The 13,097-nt window shown below is 67.4% G+C and carries 14 protein-coding genes; 8 read left to right on the forward strand and 6 right to left on the reverse strand.

Annotated elements, in window-relative coordinates; translation table 11 throughout:
- Window positions 1-175: 175 nt before the first annotated feature.
- The 8 genes from ACFDR9_RS08420 (at window position 176) to fliR (ending at window position 6,065) form a co-directional block, all read left to right on the forward strand.
- Complete coding sequence (locus ACFDR9_RS08420) at window positions 176-1,303, forward strand: flagellar hook-length control protein FliK (RefSeq protein ID WP_409030726.1); 1,128 nt, start codon at window positions 176-178, stop codon at window positions 1,301-1,303.
- A gap of 164 nt (window positions 1,304-1,467) precedes the next feature.
- Window positions 1,468-1,986 (forward strand): flagellar basal body-associated protein FliL, encoded by a 519-nt coding sequence (gene fliL, locus ACFDR9_RS08425; RefSeq protein ID WP_409030727.1) that lies wholly within the window; start codon window positions 1,468-1,470, stop codon window positions 1,984-1,986.
- A gap of 7 nt (window positions 1,987-1,993) precedes the next feature.
- Window positions 1,994-2,974: a flagellar motor switch protein FliM gene (fliM, locus tag ACFDR9_RS08430; RefSeq protein ID WP_017878924.1), complete on the forward strand. Its 981-nt coding sequence runs from the start codon at window positions 1,994-1,996 to the stop codon at window positions 2,972-2,974.
- Between the two features lie 43 nt (window positions 2,975-3,017).
- Window positions 3,018-3,458 (forward strand): flagellar motor switch protein FliN, encoded by a 441-nt coding sequence (gene fliN / locus ACFDR9_RS08435; RefSeq protein WP_017878923.1) that lies wholly within the window; start codon window positions 3,018-3,020, stop codon window positions 3,456-3,458.
- Window positions 3,455-4,066, forward strand: coding sequence for a flagellar biosynthetic protein FliO (gene fliO / locus ACFDR9_RS08440; RefSeq protein ID WP_409030728.1), 612 nt, complete (start codon window positions 3,455-3,457; stop codon window positions 4,064-4,066). The genes fliN and fliO overlap by 4 nt, the downstream gene beginning before the upstream one ends.
- A gap of 7 nt (window positions 4,067-4,073) precedes the next feature.
- Entirely contained in the window at window positions 4,074-4,847 is a 774-nt protein-coding gene (gene fliP / locus ACFDR9_RS08445; RefSeq protein WP_017878921.1) for a flagellar type III secretion system pore protein FliP, read from the forward strand.
- Window positions 4,848-4,865: 18 nt separating this feature from the next.
- Complete coding sequence (gene fliQ / locus ACFDR9_RS08450; protein ID WP_026133412.1) at window positions 4,866-5,135, forward strand: flagellar biosynthesis protein FliQ; 270 nt, start codon at window positions 4,866-4,868, stop codon at window positions 5,133-5,135.
- Window positions 5,136-5,192: 57 nt separating this feature from the next.
- Window positions 5,193-6,065, forward strand: coding sequence for a flagellar biosynthetic protein FliR (fliR, locus tag ACFDR9_RS08455; RefSeq protein WP_409030729.1), 873 nt, complete (start codon window positions 5,193-5,195; stop codon window positions 6,063-6,065).
- A gap of 51 nt (window positions 6,066-6,116) precedes the next feature.
- Here fliR and flgL read toward each other — a convergent pair whose 3' ends face one another.
- The 6 genes from flgL to flgG form a co-directional block, all read right to left on the reverse strand.
- The gene (gene flgL, locus ACFDR9_RS08460; RefSeq protein ID WP_409030730.1) at window positions 6,117-7,352 is read right to left on the reverse strand and encodes a flagellar hook-associated protein FlgL; all 1,236 of its coding nucleotides are present in this window, start codon (window positions 7,350-7,352) and stop codon (window positions 6,117-6,119) included.
- A 48-nt stretch (window positions 7,353-7,400) separates the two neighbouring features.
- Window positions 7,401-9,365 carry a flagellar hook-associated protein FlgK gene (gene flgK, locus ACFDR9_RS08465; protein WP_026133411.1) on the reverse strand — a complete coding sequence of 655 codons (1,965 nt, stop codon included), beginning with the start codon at window positions 9,363-9,365 and terminating at the stop codon, window positions 7,401-7,403.
- Between the two features lie 95 nt (window positions 9,366-9,460).
- Complete coding sequence (flgJ, locus tag ACFDR9_RS08470) at window positions 9,461-10,375, reverse strand: flagellar assembly peptidoglycan hydrolase FlgJ (RefSeq protein WP_409030731.1); 915 nt, start codon at window positions 10,373-10,375, stop codon at window positions 9,461-9,463.
- Window positions 10,376-10,386: 11 nt separating this feature from the next.
- Window positions 10,387-11,517, reverse strand: a complete 1,131-nt coding sequence (locus ACFDR9_RS08475) for a flagellar basal body P-ring protein FlgI (RefSeq protein WP_409030732.1) — start codon at window positions 11,515-11,517, stop codon at window positions 10,387-10,389.
- A 2-nt stretch (window positions 11,518-11,519) separates the two neighbouring features.
- Entirely contained in the window at window positions 11,520-12,164 is a 645-nt protein-coding gene (locus ACFDR9_RS08480; RefSeq protein ID WP_026133410.1) for a flagellar basal body L-ring protein FlgH, read from the reverse strand.
- A gap of 86 nt (window positions 12,165-12,250) precedes the next feature.
- Window positions 12,251-13,033 (reverse strand): flagellar basal-body rod protein FlgG, encoded by a 783-nt coding sequence (gene flgG, locus ACFDR9_RS08485; RefSeq protein ID WP_026133409.1) that lies wholly within the window; start codon window positions 13,031-13,033, stop codon window positions 12,251-12,253.
- Window positions 13,034-13,097: the final 64 nt, after the last annotated feature.

Raw genomic sequence — 13,097 nt, forward strand, 5'->3', positions numbered from 1 at the left:
GTCGCGGTTTCGGTGGGGTGGCGCAGACGAGCGGCGTCGCTGGGGTGGGGGTGATGGTGGGAGAGGGCAGGGGCAAAGGGCGCGGGTGTGGGGGGGTGTTGTGGCGGGGGCGGGTGCGCCCCCCCCGCCGGCGCCGGCCAGCGCGCAGAAACCGGCGCAGGCGGATAAAGCGGACGTGGACAAGGACGTCGCAGCGGAGGCCGGCGCCAGCAATGCCGCGCCGGCAACGGCGGCCGCGCCGCAGGCGCCCGCCGACGCCGCCGCGGCAACGCCGGCAAACGCCGCCGAAGACGCCTACACCGGGCCGGTGGCCGACATGCTGGCCCTGGTTGCCAGCTTGAACCTGAGCGTAGCGCCGCCGCCGTCGACAGAGGTGATCGATAGCCAGACAGCCGCGGGCACGGGCGTCTTGCCGGCCGACGCGGGCGTCAAGCCGGCCGCCGACGCGCCAGCCAAGGCCGGCCTCGCCGACCAGGGTGCCGGCGCCACGGCAACGGCCTTCGCCGCCGTCGCCGACGCGGCCAAAGCCGGCGTTGCCGCGGCCGGGAAGTTCGCGAGCGCAACGACGGCGACGGCGTCGACGGCGCCCGCCGCCGACGCGCGCGGCGCCGCCGACACGCTGTTGCCGGCCGCCCAGCTTGCGGCCCAGCCCGGCGCGCCGGCGCCGCAGGCCCAGGCCAGCGACCCGGCCGCGGCGCAATTGGCCGCCGTGAAAACCCGCGACGGCCTGCCGGAATTGCAACTTATACAGGAACCGCCGCGCGAGGCCGCCACGCTGGCGGCGGCGCCGGTGCAACAGGCGTCGCTGCAGATCACCGAGGCCGCCACGTCGGTGCCCGGCGCCGTCTTGCGCGGCCAGGTCGGCACGCCGGCCTGGAACCAGGAACTGGGCCAGAAAATCGTCTGGATGGTGGCCGGCGCCGAGCAAAGCGCCACGCTGACGCTGAACCCGCCCGACCTGGGCCCGCTGCAGGTGGTGCTGAGGGTCAGCAACGACCAGCTCGACGCCACCTTCACGTCGGCCCAGCCGGAAGTGCGCCAGGCGCTCGAGGCGGCGCTGCCGCGGCTGCGTGAAATGATGAGCGCAACGGGCGTCGAACTGGCCAACGCCAGCGTCTCGGCGGGCTTGTCGAACCAACAAAACGGTGGCAACGGCGAGGCCCGCATGGGCCGCGGCGGCGGCGGCGGCGGCGGCGGCGGCTCGCACGGGGGCGGCGGCGGCGACGGCAACGGCGGGCTCGAACGCGGCGGCGCCGCGGCGCCGCGCAAGGTGGCCCAGGGCATGGTCGACACCTTTGCCTGAGCCCGCCGTGGCGGCGGCGCGCACTTTTCTTAGGGAAACTTTGAGATGCGCGCCCTTCCGCTCTCTTTTCCGCGCATCCGACCGCGCAGAGTTTGCCGATAATGACATAATGGCGACGTGATCCACTTCCCCGCACCAAGGCTCCATTGAAAGCTAATCCGAAAATGAAAGCAGATCCAAAAGCAGACGCGGCGCCGCCGGCGGCGGGCGCGTCGAAGAAAAAGCTTTTGATCATCATCCTGGCGGCGGTGCTGGGCGCCGGTTCGCTCGGCGGCGGCGCGGCGTGGTTCCTGCTGCACGGCAAGGCCGACGCCGAAGAGGGCAAGCACGACAAGGGCGGCAAGAAGAAGAAGGCGGTGAAGGCGGGCCCGCCGGTGTTCGTGCCGCTCGACCCGTTCACCGTCAACCTGCAGCCGGAGAACGGCGAGCAGTACCTGCAAATCGCCTTCACGCTGCAAGTGGCGAGCCTGGAAGAGGTCGAACTGGTCAAGCTGAACATGCCGAAGGTGCGCAGCCGCCTGCTGTTGCTGCTGTCGAGCAAAAAAGCCTCGGAACTGAACACCGGCGAGGGCAAGAAAACGCTGGCCGGTGAAATCATCGCCCAGGTCAACGAACCGTTCGAGGACCACGGCGACCAGCAGGAAGTCACCGACGTTTTATTCACCTCGTTTATCATTCAATAAAGCAGTCATGGCCGATAATTTCCTCTCCCAGGAAGAAGTCGACGCCCTTCTCAAGGGCGTCAACGGAGACCAGGACGACGCCCAGGCGCCCGAAGAGGCCACTGGCGTACGCACGTACAACCTGGCCACCCAGGAACGTATCGTGCGCGGGCGCATGCCGACGCTGGAAATCATCAACGAACGCTTCGCGCGCCTGTTGCGGGTGGGCCTGTTCAACTTCCTGCGCCGCAGCGCCGAGGTCTCGGTGGGCTCGGTGCGGGTGTCGAAGTACAGCGAATTCATCCGCAACCTGGTGGTGCCGACCAACCTGAACCTGGTGCACATGAAGCCGCTGCGCGGCACCGCCCTGATGGTGTTCGACCCGGGCCTGGTGTTCCTGCTGGTCGACAACCTGTTCGGCGGCGACGGCCGCTTCCACACCCGCGTCGAGGGGCGCGACTTTACCCAGACCGAGCAGCGCATCATCCTGCGCATCCTCGACATCGTCTTCGAGGCCTACACCAAGTCTTGGGAACCGGTGTTCCCGGTCGAGTTCGAGTACATCCGCTCGGAAATGAACACCCAATTCGCCAACATCGCCACGCCCAACGAGGTGGTGGTGGCGTCGACCTTCACGGTCGAGCTGGGCTCGGTGTCGGGCCAGATCCACTTTTGCATGCCGTATTCGATGATCGAGCCGATCCGCGACGCCCTCACCTCCAGCCTGCAAGGCGAGGCGCTGGAAGTGGACAAACGCTGGATCCGCCTGATGACGCAGCAGATCCAGATCGCCGAGGTCGAGCTGGTGGCCTCGCTGGGCACGGCCAGGGTGTCGTTCGACGAGATTTTGAACATGAAGGTGGGCGACATCATTCCCCTCAACATCCCCGAGCTGATCGCCGCCACCGTCGACGGCGTGCCGGTGATGGATTGCACATATGGGGTATTGAATGGACAATACGCCTTGAAGGTCGAGAAATTACTCGCCAATTCCGATAACATCAAGTAAGACCGGCGCCCGGCGCCGGAGTCCGCAACAACAGGAGAGCAACATGTCCGACAATCAAGACGATCAAAGCGCGGAAGACGATTGGGGCGCGGCCATCGCCGAGCAGGCCAAGGCGGAAGCGGAGGCGCTGCAAAACCAGGCCAGCCAGGCCAGCGTGGCCAGCGCCGCAAGCGCCGCCGTGTTCAAGGACTTCTCCAAGCAGGGTTCGAAGACCGAGACGCACAACGACATCGATTTCATCCTCGATATCCCGGTGCAACTGACGGTCGAGCTGGGCCGCACCAAGATCGCCATCAAGAACCTGCTGCAACTGGCGCAGGGTTCGGTGGTCGAGCTCGACGGCCTGGCCGGCGAGCCGATGGACGTGCTGGTCAACGGTTGCCTGATCGCCCAGGGCGAGGTGGTGGTGGTCAACGACAAGTTCGGCATCCGCCTGACCGACATCATCACGCCGTCCGAACGCATTAGAAAACTGAATAAATGAAGCCTGTAGCATTCACCGCCATGGCGCTGGCCTGCTGTATCGCCAACGCCACGGCGAACGGGGCCGCCACACCGACGGCCCCGGCCGCCGCCGTCCCCGCCACTCCCCCTTCCAGCGTGTCCGCCCCCGCGCCCGCGCCGTCCGCCGCCGCAACGCCCGACCCGGCGCCCGTACCGGCGCCGGAAGCGCTGGCCATGCCGGGCCGCGCCGTTGCGCCCGCGCCTGCGCCAATCCCGGCCGCGACCGCGACCGCGCCGGCCTCGGCCGCCGGCAGCCTGCTGCAAACCATCCTGGCCCTGCTGTTCGTGCTGGCCCTGCTGGGCGGCCTGGCCTGGTTCATGAAACGCTTCGGCCCGAAAGTGGCGGGCGGCAACTCCCGGCTGCGGCTGCTCAGCTCGATGAGCCTGGGCGGGCGCGAGCGCGTCATGCTGATCGAGGTCGGCGACCAGTGGATTGTCGTCGGCGCTTCGCCGGGCCGGGTCAACGCGCTGGCCACCATGCCGCGCCAGGACGACGCCAGCGCCACGGCGGGCCAGCCGAACAGCCCGGCCGCCGCCAACTTCTCCGAGTGGCTGAAACAGACAATTGAAAAACGCAATGGCAAATAGGCAGCGCATGCACGTCGCAGCATTCTTACCGCACTCCCCTCGCCAGGCGCTGGGCTGGCTGCTGGCCGGCGCCGCGCTGGCGCTGCCGCTGCTGGCGCTGGCCGAACCCGGCATTCCGGTCTTCAGCAGCACGCCGGGCCCGGGCGGCGCGCAAAACTATACGCTGCCGGTGCAGACGATGTTGCTGATGACGTCGCTCTCCTTCCTGCCGGCGGCGCTGTTGATGATGACCAGCTTCACCCGCATCATCATCGTGCTGTCGCTGCTGCGCCAGGCCATCGGCACTCAGTCGGCGCCGCCGAACCAGGTGCTGGTCGGACTGGCGCTGTTCCTGACGCTGTTCGTCATGGGGCCGGTGTTCGACAAGATCTACACCGAGGCCTACCTGCCTTTGCAGGAAAACAAGATCAGCATGACGGTGGCGATGGACAAGGGCGTCGAGCCGCTCAAGGCCTTCATGCTCAAGCAAACCCGCCAGGCCGACCTGGCGCTGTTCGCCAAGATGTCGCGCACGCCGGCGCTGCAGGGGCCGGACGACGTGCCGCTGCGCATCCTGGTGCCGGCCTTCGTCACCAGCGAGCTGAAGACGGCGTTCCAGATCGGCTTCGCCATCTTCATCCCCTTCCTGATCATCGACATGGTGGTGGCCAGCGTGTTGATGGCGATGGGGATGATGATGATGTCGCCGGCCGTCATTTCGCTGCCGTTCAAGATGATGTTGTTCGTGCTGGTCGACGGCTGGCAGTTACTGCTCGGCTCGCTGTCCCAGAGTTTCTACTAAATTGAGCAAAGGTTCGCGATGACACCGGAAAGCGTCATGACCCTGGGCCGCAACGCCATGGAAGTCACCCTGATGGTGGCCGCGCCGATGTTGCTGGTGGCCCTTATCATCGGCCTGGTCGTCAGCATCTTCCAGGCCGCCACCCAGATCAACGAGGCGACGCTGTCCTTCATCCCCAAACTGGTCGGCATTTTCGTCGCGCTGGTGGTGGCCGGCCCGTGGATGCTGTCGGTCATGCTCGACTATATGCGCCAGGTGTTTACCAACCTGCCAGCGCTGGTCGGCTGACGCGGGGTCCGGCCCAATGTCCCCTCCGAACCGGCGCGCGCGCGCCGCCCGCGCGCCATGCTGACGCTGTCGAGCGTCGACCTGAACACCTGGATCGCCGCGCTGCTGTGGCCGCTCACGCGTATCCTCGGCCTGATCGCCGCCGCGCCGGTGCTGGGCAACTCGGCGGTACCCAACAGCAGCAAGATCATGCTCGCCGTGATGCTGGCGGCGATCATCGGACCGACCGTGCCGGCGCTGCCGGCGGCCGACCCGCTGTCGCTGGCCGGGCTGCTGATCCTGGCGCAGGAGCTGCTGGTCGGTCTGGGCATGGGGTTTTCGATGCGCGTCGTCTTCGCCGCCATTGAAATGGCCGGCGAGATCAGCAGCCTGACCATGGGCCTGGGCTTCGCCACTTTTTTCGACCCGCAGTCGCACGGGCGCTCGTCGGCCATCGGCCAATTGCTGGCCCTGCTGGCCAGCATGGTTTTCCTGGCCGCCAACGTCCACCTGGTGCTGCTGGCGGCGCTGGCCGAGAGTTTCGTCAGCCTGCCGGTCTCGGCGGCGCCCTTGAGCGGCGCCGGCTTCAAGCACCTGGCCGACTGGGGCGGCAAGATCTTCGCCTCGGGCTTGCAGATCTCGCTGCCGATCGTCGCCGCCCTGCTGCTCACCAACGTCGCGCTGGGCATCCTGACGCGCGCCGCGCCGCAGCTAAACCTGTTTGGCATCGGCTTCCCGATCACGCTGGGGGTCGGCATGCTGGTGATCGCCATGGCCATGCCCTACATGGAGGGGCCGCTGGAGCGCCTGTTCCTCGAAGCGATAGAGACCAGCCGCAAACTGCCGCGGTCCTGGGCCGACCGGACCCGGCCGGCGCTATTGCCGGTGCGCCCGGCCAAGCCCGCCGGCCCGGCGCCGGTGCCGGTGCCGCGTCAGCCCCAAGACCGTTAAATTCGCGGGGGGCGGTAACGCTGGAAATCAACCCCAGGCAAAGAGCCGGGCTTAATTGATGTAGTTGAACAGCGACAGGCCCATAACCTTGGTGTAGGTTTGCTGCGCCGCCTTGAGCGTGGTCTCCTGCTGCGTGAACAGGGAAATCGCCTTGACGATGTCGAGGTCTTGCAGGTCGGACAGGGTGCCGGCGTATTGCAGCTCCAGGTCCTCGCCGGCGCTGTCGAGGTAGTCCAGTTCCTTCAGGCGCGAGCCAACGTCGGCCTGCACCGCCAGCACGTTGTCGAAGGCGGTGTCGAGGATGACGTGCACCGCGTCGAGGCCGTTGCTCAGGCGCGCCTGGCCGGCCGTGCCGCTGGCCGGCTGGCGCAATACCGTCAAGGCGGTCGACAGCGTGGTGAACAGCGACTCCTTGCGGCTCGGCGCGACGGTAAACGTGTCACCGTTGGCCGGCGCGCCCTTGACGTCGAACTGCTGGCCGTCGAAGGAGATCGCCGCGCCGCTGATGTAGGGCGCCGGCGCGGCCGGGCTGGGCACGGTCACGCCCAGCGTGGTGTCGGTGACCAGGTAGGTGGTGGCCGCGCCGGTGCCGCTAAAGGCGATCGAATAATTGTGCCCCGTCAGCGCCACCGGGTTGGTCACGGTGCCGGCGGAAATCTTGCCGCCGCCGCCGCGGCCGAAGTTGCCCGGATCGGGCGCCGTGACGAAGCTGCCGTTGCCGGTCATGTTGTTGTCGAAGACGGTGCTGCCGGCGTCGCTGGTGGCCAGTTGGCGCGACATGCCCACCTGCAGCGTGCGCTGGCCCTGGTCGCCCTGGTAGGTGGCGCCGCCGCCGGCCGCGTTCATGCTGTACGGCACGGTGGTCGATTTGTAGCCGGAGAACAGGTAGCCGCCGGCGCCGTCGGAGGTGTTGGCCACCGCCAGCAGGTCGTTCAGGCGCACCTCCAGCTCGGTCGCCAGCATGGCCCGCTCGCTGTCGGTGTAGGTGCCGTTGCCGGCCTTGTCGACCAGTTCCTTGACGTCGGCGATCAGTTGCTGGGTGGTGTTGAGCGCCTGCAACTCCTGGCCCAGGAAATTCTTCGCGTTTTGCCGGTTCGTCACGAACTGCGTGTTGATCGACTGCGACTGCGTCACCTCCAGCGCGCGCGCGCTGGCGATCGGGTCGTCGGCCGGCGTCAGGTTGCGGCGGTTGCTCGACAACTGCTGCTGGGTGCGGTTGAGCGCGGACTGCAGCTTGTTGATCTGCGTGCTGCCGATGTCGTACGTGGTCTTGGTGCTGATGCGCATGATGTTACCCTTCCTCGCCGGCGCGGCCCGGGGCCGCGCCGGACACAATTATCGTCCGAGCCCGATGATGACGTCGAACAGCGTGCTGGCAAGTTGCATGACCTTGCCGCTGGCCTGGTAGGCCTGCTGGTAGCGCAACAGGTTGGCCGCCTCCTCGTCGAGGTTGACGCCCGACAGGGACTGCTGCGCCGTTTCGGTCTGCTCCAGCAACGCCGTGCTGGCCAAGCCGTTGATCTGCACCTCGCGCGTGGTGTTGCCGACGAAGCTGACGGTCTCCGCGTAGGCGCCCTGGTAGGTGGCCTTGCCGCCGTCGAGGATGTTCTTGGTTTGCAAGGCGCCCAGCAAGGCCATGTTGCGGTTGTCGCCGACGCCGCTGACGTTGGGGCCGACGCTGAACTGGTCGCCGGCGCCCGGGGTGCCGGCGATGGCCACGTGGACGCCGCCGAAACTCAGTTCGGCGCCGTTGGTATAGGGGATGCTGGCGGTGCCGGCCGGATACACGGTGGGCACGCCGTTGGCCGTCACCGTGACGGCCTGGCCGGGCGGGAAGCCCGACAGGGAATTGCCGGCCAGGTTGTAGGTCAGCGTCACCGGCGCCGCCAGGGTATTTCCCGGCAGCAGGTAGGCGCTGTCGACCGAGCCGGCGCTGATTTTGGCGTTGCCGGTGTTGGCCAGCGGGCTGGAGGTGCTGACCGGGGCGGCGGCGGCGATCTTGGCGCGGTCGGTGATCAGCACGTTGAAACCGGCGGCGCCGTTGGCGGTCGGCTTGACCATGAAATTGTCGGCCTCGGCGGCGCTGCCGCTGATCGAGAAATCGACGCCGTCGATGGTTTGCGGGCCGCTTTGCGGATACGGCGCGATGGTGGTGCGCTGGCCGTCGGACTGGCGCGTGACGACGAAATCGGCGCCGTCGTAGCGCACCGCGTAGTCGCTGACGGTGAGCTTGGTCGGGTCGCTGATGGTGGCCGTCACCGCCGCCGTGCTGGTGGCGTTGTTGCGGTAGTCGGCCGCCACCACCGGCGCGGCGACGCTGAAGAAAGCGCCGCCCGGCGCGCCGTTCTGGTCCTGCCCCAGCTTGTGCTGGTCGTTGAAGGTAATGGCCATCGTCACCGCCAGGCGGCCGAGCGAATTTTGCACGCGGTCCAGGGTGCCGCTGCGAAATTCCAGCAAGCCGCCGAGGGAGCCGCCGTTGAGCGCGCCCTCGCCCAGCACCGACACGGTGTCGCCGATCATATACCCCACTTCGAGGCGGTCCGGGTTGGTCAGCGCCGGCGTCGTCGCCAGCTGGAACGCGTGCTTGCCCAGCACCAGCGGCTGGCCGGAGCCGATCGCCACCGTGACGCTGTTGTTTTCGCCCGGCGTCACCGTCACCTTGACGTATTTGCTCATTTCATTGATCAACTGGTCGCGCTGGTCCAGCAAGTCGTTGGGCAGGTTGGTTTCGTTCACGCCGAGGTTGCTGATCGAGGCGTTGAGCTCGGCGATCTGGGTGGCGAAGGAATTGATCGAGGCGACGCTGCCCTTGATTTCGCTGGTGACGCCGTTGCCGATTTCCCGCAGGCGCGCGGTCAGCCCCTGGAAGCGCGAGGCCAGCGAGCCGGCGCCCGACAACAGCGCCTGGCGCGACGCCACCGAGGCCGGATTGGCGCTGACGTCCTGCACGCTCTTGAAAAACTCTTGCAGCGACGGCGACAGGCCGGCCGACGGGTCGGCCAGCAGGTTGTCGATCTGGCTGATCTGCGTGTAGACGGCCTCGTGGCCGCTGGAGGCGCTTTGCGCCGCGCGCACCTGGTTGGCCAGGAAGTTGTCGTACACCCGCTTCACCTGCGCCACCTCGGTGCCGGTGCCGACGAAGCCGTAACCGGCCTGGTTCGGCACGGCGTTGCGCTGCAACACGGTCTGGCGGCTGTAGCCGGTGACGTTGGCGTTCGAGATGTTGTGGCCGGTCGTCGCCAGCCCCAACTGCGCCGCCATCAGGCCGCTTTTGCCAATATTGAGGAGATTGATAGACATGGTGTGGGTACTTTTCTGTGCGCTCTACTTCAGCTCTACTTCATTTACGGCACCGGGCGGCGAAACTTGAAGCGGCCGGCCCGCGCCCCCCCCGGCTAGCCGACCAGCGAGTGCTTGATAATGCGGGTCAGCTTGGCGGCGTAGTGCGGGTCGGTGGCGTAACCGGCGCGCTGCAGGCCCTGGGCGAAGCTGCTGGCGTCGCCGGCGCTGGCCAGCACCTTTTCGTAGCGCTTGTTGTCGGTGATTAACTTGGCGTAATCGCGGAAGCTGTCGGCGTAGGAATCGTAGGCGCGGAACTTCTCGGTGCGCGTCTTCGGCACCCCGTTGACGTACTCGGTGGTAACGGCCTCGGCCACCTTGCCCTTCCACTCCGGGCCGGCCTTGATGCCGAACAGGTTGTGGCTGGCGACGCCGTCGCGGCCCTTGATCTCGCGCTTGCCCCAGCCGCTCTCGAGCGCGGCCTGGCCCAGCATGAACTTGGCCGGGATGCCGGTGGCGCGGCTGGCCTCGGCGGCGTGGCCGCCGAGTTTTTCCTGGAACGCGCGCACGTGCGGCGCCTGGCTGCCCGCGCCGACGCCGGCAGCCGCGGCCGGTTTCAGCGCCGCCGCGGCGGCCGGCGCGCCCGCCCCCTGCTGCTGGGCGCGGAAGGCTTCCAGCGCCGCCGCCATCGTCGACGAACGCGGCGAGACGTCGGCGTCGGGCGCCGGCGCCACCTGCGTCAACTGGCGCATCAGCACGTCGGCCAGGCCGGTGCCGCGCTTGGCCAGGTTCTGGCTGGTCTGCTGGTCCAGCATCGAGGTGTACATCTTGCTCTGCTGGCTGTCCATGACGCCGTCCTGCGGCGTGGCGTCGCGCATGCTCTTCATCATCATGTTCAGGAACATCGCCTCGAACTGGGTCGCCGCCGTCTTCAGCGCCTCCGGCTCCTTGGCCTTGGCGGACTGGCGCAATTCGCCCAGGCCCTTCAGGTCAAAGGCGTTCTGTTTCGACAAGTCGGTTTGGCTGATCATGGCGGCCCCTATTAGATAATTTCAAGTTCGGCGCGCAGCGAACCGGCGGCCTTCATCGCTTGCAGGATCGCCAGCAAGTCTTGCGGCGAGGCGCCGATGGCGTTGAGCGCCTTGACCACCTCGGCCAGCGAGGCGCCCGACTTGAGCAGCAACACCTTGCCCGGCTCTTTCTTGATGTCGATCTGCGCGCCCTGGGTCACCACGGTCTGGCCGCCGCCGAGCGGGTTCGGCTGGCTGACCTGGGTGTCGGCGCTGACGCTGACCGACAGGTTGCCGTGCGAAATGGCGCAACTGTCCAGCGTAACCGCCTGGTTCATCACCACCGAACCGGTGCGCGCGTTCATGATGACCTTGGCGGCCATTTGCGCCGGCTTCACGTCCAGGCTTTCCAGCGCGCCCAGGAAGGCGACGCGGGCGTCGCTGTCGCTGGGCGACTGGACGCGGATCACGCGCCCGTCCAGCGCCGCCGCGACGTTGTTGCCGAAATGGTTGTTGATCGCCTGCACCACCCGGCTGGCGGTGGAAAAGTCGGTGGTGTTCAGTTCCAGGCGGATGGTGTTGTCCTGGCCCAGCGCCGAGGCGACCGCGCGCTCGACCGTGGCGCCGCCGGAAATGCGGCCCACGCTGAGGTGGTTGATCTGCACCGAGCTGCCGGCCGCCTGGGCGCCGACGCCGCCGACCAGCACGTTGCCCTGCGCCATGCCGTAGATCTGGCCGTCGGCGCCCTTGAGCGGCGTCATCAGCAAAGTGCCGCCGCGCAGGCTCTTGGCGTTGCCCATCGACGAGACCGTGACGTCGAGCATCTGGCCCGGCTGGGCGAACGCCGGCAGCGACGTCGTCACCATGACGGCGGCGACGTTTTTCAATTGCAGGCTGGTGCCCTGCGGCAGGTTCACGCCCAGTTGCTGCAACATCGACACCACGCTTTGCACGGTGAACGGGGTTTGCGTGGTCTGGTCGCCGCTGCCGTCGAGGCCGACCACCAGGCCGTAGCCCATCAATTGGTTCTGGCGCACGCCGGCGACGCTGGCCAGGTCTTTCAGGCGCTCGCCGCGGGCGGCGCCGGGCAGCAGCGTGGCGCACAGCGCCAGCGCGGCCAGGGCGCGCAGCAGGCGCGAGGCTTGGGTGGACAAGGTCGCCATGATCAGAACGGCAACAGGCTGAGGAAGAAGCGCGAGGCCATCGACGCCACTTCGGCCTTGTCGATCTGGCTGTTGGTGCGGTATTCGACGCGGGCGTCGGCGACCTGGGTCGACAGCACGTTGTTGCCGGTGGCGACGGTGTCCGGGCTGACCATGCCGGAAAAACGGATGAACTCGACGCCCTTGTTCATCGCCACCTGTTTCTCGCCGGCGACCAGCAGGTTGCCGTTGGCCAGCACCTCGATGACGGTCACGCCGATGGTGCCGGTGAAGGCGTTGCTGGCGCTCTGGTTGTCGCCGTCGGCGTGCTTGGTGGCGCCCTCGGCCGAGGCGGTGGCGCCGAAGCGGGCCTGCAGCGGCCCGGCCATGCCGAAGTTGACGCTGCCGCTCTTGTTGCCGGAGCTGGCGCCGGCCTTGACGGCGTTGGTTTTCTCGGTGATGGTGATGGTCAGCATGTCGCCGACGTGGCGCGCGCGGCGGTCCTCGAAATACGGCCGGTAGGCGGCGCTCTGGAAAATGGCGCCGTTCGACGGCGCCGGCGTGTCGGCCTGCAACGGGCGCGACGACGTCGGTTGCTGCACGATCGAGGTCGGCACCACCGAGCAGGCGCCCAGGGCCGCCGCGCATATCAGGATCAAGTATTTCATATTGCCTCCGCTGGCGCGCCGCGTGGCGGCGTCCGGCCTTGTGTCAGTGTTCAGTGTTCAGTGCGCCAAGCTAAATGGGGGGGGCGTTACAGCTGCGCCAGTTTCGCCAGCATCTGGTCGGACGTGGTGATGGCCTTGCTGTTGATCTCGTAGGCGCGCTGGGTCTGGATCATATTGACCATTTCCTCGGCGACGTTGACGTTGGACGCCTCGATGTAACCCTGCATCATGATGCCGGTGCCGTTGGTGCCGGGCGTGTTGGTCTGGGCGGCGCCGGACGCGCCGGTCTCGACGTACAGGTTTTCGCCCTTCGACTCCAGCCCGGACGGGTTGACGAAGGTGGTCAGTTGCAGCGAGCCGATCTGCGACGGCGCGGCGCTGTTGGGCAGCGTCACCGAGACGCTGCCGTCGCGCGCCACGGTCAGGCTCAGCGCGTTGCTCGGCACCGTGATGGCGGGTTGGATGACGAAACCCTCGGCCGTCACCATCTGGCCGTTGGCGTCGGTCTGGAAGGAGCCGTCGCGGGTGTAGGCGGTGGTGCCGTCGGGCAGCAGCACCTGGAAGAAGCCGGCGCCGTTGACCATGATGTCCTTCGAGTTGCCGGTCGACTGGGGGTTGCCCTGGGTGTGGATGCGTTCGGTGGCGACGGTGCGCACGCCGGTGCCGATCTGCAGGCCGGACGGCAACTGGGTTTGCTGCGAGGACTGCGCGCCGGGCTGGCGCACGTTTTGGTACAGCAAGTCCTCGAACACCGCGCGCGACTTCTTGAAGCCGGTGGTGCTGACGTTGGCGAGGTTGTTGGCGATGACGTCCATCTGCGTCTGCTGCGCCTCCAGCCCGGTCTTCGCGATCCATAGTGAACGTATCATTTTCTCTCTCCGATAACGGCGGCGCACGGCCCGCGGTGAATTCTATGTGGCCATTATGCGCGCG

Source organism: Janthinobacterium sp. CG_23.3, from assembly GCF_046115965.1.
Classification (GTDB): Bacteria; Pseudomonadota; Gammaproteobacteria; order Burkholderiales; family Burkholderiaceae_D; genus Janthinobacterium.

What these genes read in the sequence shown, in the direction of transcription:
- fliN (WP_017878923.1), top strand. Translation starts at nt 3,018, where the DNA reads ATGTCCGACAATCAAGACGATCAAAGCGCGGAAGACGATTGGGGCGCG.
- ACFDR9_RS08480 (WP_026133410.1), bottom strand. Translation starts at nt 12,164, where the DNA reads ATGAAATACTTGATCCTGATATGCGCGGCGGCCCTGGGCGCCTGCTCG.
- flgK (WP_026133411.1), bottom strand. Translation starts at nt 9,365, where the DNA reads ATGTCTATCAATCTCCTCAATATTGGCAAAAGCGGCCTGATGGCGGCG.
- fliR (WP_409030729.1), top strand. Translation starts at nt 5,193, where the DNA reads ATGCTGACGCTGTCGAGCGTCGACCTGAACACCTGGATCGCCGCGCTG.
- flgG (WP_026133409.1), bottom strand. Translation starts at nt 13,033, where the DNA reads ATGATACGTTCACTATGGATCGCGAAGACCGGGCTGGAGGCGCAGCAG.
- fliQ (WP_026133412.1), top strand. Translation starts at nt 4,866, where the DNA reads ATGACACCGGAAAGCGTCATGACCCTGGGCCGCAACGCCATGGAAGTC.
- flgJ (WP_409030731.1), bottom strand. Translation starts at nt 10,375, where the DNA reads ATGATCAGCCAAACCGACTTGTCGAAACAGAACGCCTTTGACCTGAAG.
- fliO (WP_409030728.1), top strand. Translation starts at nt 3,455, where the DNA reads ATGAAGCCTGTAGCATTCACCGCCATGGCGCTGGCCTGCTGTATCGCC.
- ACFDR9_RS08475 (WP_409030732.1), bottom strand. Translation starts at nt 11,517, where the DNA reads ATGGCGACCTTGTCCACCCAAGCCTCGCGCCTGCTGCGCGCCCTGGCC.
- fliL (WP_409030727.1), top strand. Translation starts at nt 1,468, where the DNA reads ATGAAAGCAGATCCAAAAGCAGACGCGGCGCCGCCGGCGGCGGGCGCG.
- flgL (WP_409030730.1), bottom strand. Translation starts at nt 7,352, where the DNA reads ATGCGCATCAGCACCAAGACCACGTACGACATCGGCAGCACGCAGATC.
- fliP (WP_017878921.1), top strand. Translation starts at nt 4,074, where the DNA reads ATGCACGTCGCAGCATTCTTACCGCACTCCCCTCGCCAGGCGCTGGGC.
- fliM (WP_017878924.1), top strand. Translation starts at nt 1,994, where the DNA reads ATGGCCGATAATTTCCTCTCCCAGGAAGAAGTCGACGCCCTTCTCAAG.